2 protein-coding genes and 1 pseudogene are annotated in these 1,439 nt (G+C 44.4%); all 3 read left to right on the top strand.

Annotated elements, in window-relative coordinates:
• Window positions 1-726: Gfo/Idh/MocA family protein (locus tag ASC50_RS00490; RefSeq protein WP_262482177.1), on the top strand; the 726-nt coding region annotated here is incomplete at its 5' end.
• 64 nt (window positions 727-790) lie between these two features.
• Window positions 791-1,021: pseudogene (locus ASC50_RS07400) on the top strand (AAA family ATPase); the annotation flags it as partial.
• A gap of 11 nt (window positions 1,022-1,032) precedes the next feature.
• Entirely contained in the window at window positions 1,033-1,218 is a 186-nt protein-coding gene (locus ASC50_RS08355; protein ID WP_082591993.1) for a PD-(D/E)XK nuclease domain-containing protein, read from the top strand.
• The last annotated feature ends 221 nt before the right edge of the window (window positions 1,219-1,439 follow it).

Below are 1,439 nucleotides of genomic sequence, written 5' to 3'. Positions count from 1 at the left end.
GGATATGTGCAAGTCCGCAACGGGGCTATTGGCGACATTCTTTCCGGTTCGGCACATTGGGATCAGGGTGCATGGTGGAACAAAGCACAACGCCGCGAATGGAGCGACATGGAATACAATATCCGCAATTGGTTTAATATCAAATGGTTAAGTGGCGACCATATTTTGGATCAAGCCATTCACAACATTGATGTCGTAACCTGGTTTATGGGTGAACGTCCCAAGCAAGCAGTCGGTTTCGGAGGACGCGCACAACGGCTCACCGGCGATATCTTCGATTTCTTCAGCGTGGATTATTATTATGAAAACAACAAAAAGATGTTGACAACAGCCCGTCAGATTGACGGTTGCGAAGGCAATGTTTCCGAACAGGTGTATGGCACCAAGGGAATGTTTACAACAAAGGGTGGTTGTCATATCGAAGATTACACCGGCAACGTTCTTTGGAAATTTGAAGGGCAGGAAAAGAACCATTACAATCAGGAACATATCCACTTGGTAGAATCTATCCGTTTGGAAAAGAAAATCAATCAAGCGGAAGATTTGGCGTATTCAACCTTAGTAGCTATTCTTGGTAGGGAAGCCGCATACACAGGGAAGTCTATTAGCTGGGATGAAATCATGAGCTCTGATTTGCGTTACGGACCCACGGAATACAAAATAGGTCCCTTGCCCGATTATCACGAAGGCAAAGCACCGGTACCGGGACATGCTCCCAAGGGATAAGGTGACCAACACGGCACATATAAAAGGGCAGACACGTAGGGGCAAGACCTGCGTGTCTGCCATTATGCGCCGCCGTAAGATGCCGATTGGCATCCAGACCTTTGATGAAATGGCATCAGGGATGTGGGTCTACGTCGATAAGACTGCTCTTGTCTATGAGTTGGCAAACGATGCCAAGCACAATTTTCTCTCCCGCCCGCGCAGGTTTGGGAAGAGCTTGTTAGTTTCCACGCTTGCAGCCTATTTTCGCGGAGATGAGAAACTGTTCAAAGGCTTGGCGATGGAAAAATTGGAAATTACCAATAAATCTACATCTTTGAATTTAAAATCACCTCAGGGGGCACTGTCGATGAGGCTCTTGCCCAAATCGAAGAAAAGAGCTACGCAAAACCTTTTGAAGCCAATCCCGATGAAAAACGCGAGATTGTGAAGGTTGGGGTGGTGTTTGACACTGCTGCGCGCAATGTTAAGGAGTGGAAAGTGGCTGAGTAGTAACGATATAAGAGCTATGGTGGTTTTCTTAATTTATATTTTCGCTAAAATTAAAGTAAGATGCTAAATAAAATATATTCAATACTCGTCTATCTCTCCCTGATTTTGTCGGGAATATATTACAGTTTTGTTATACGATTGAGTGCCTTATATGGTCTATGTAAAGTAGCTTCGCTATTTGGAGATCCTAAAGATTTAGGTGTAAATGTTTATTTGGAAAT

It is taken from the genome of Candidatus Symbiothrix dinenymphae, from assembly GCF_001431085.1.
This window is presented reverse-complemented; position numbering and strand designations above follow the sequence as displayed.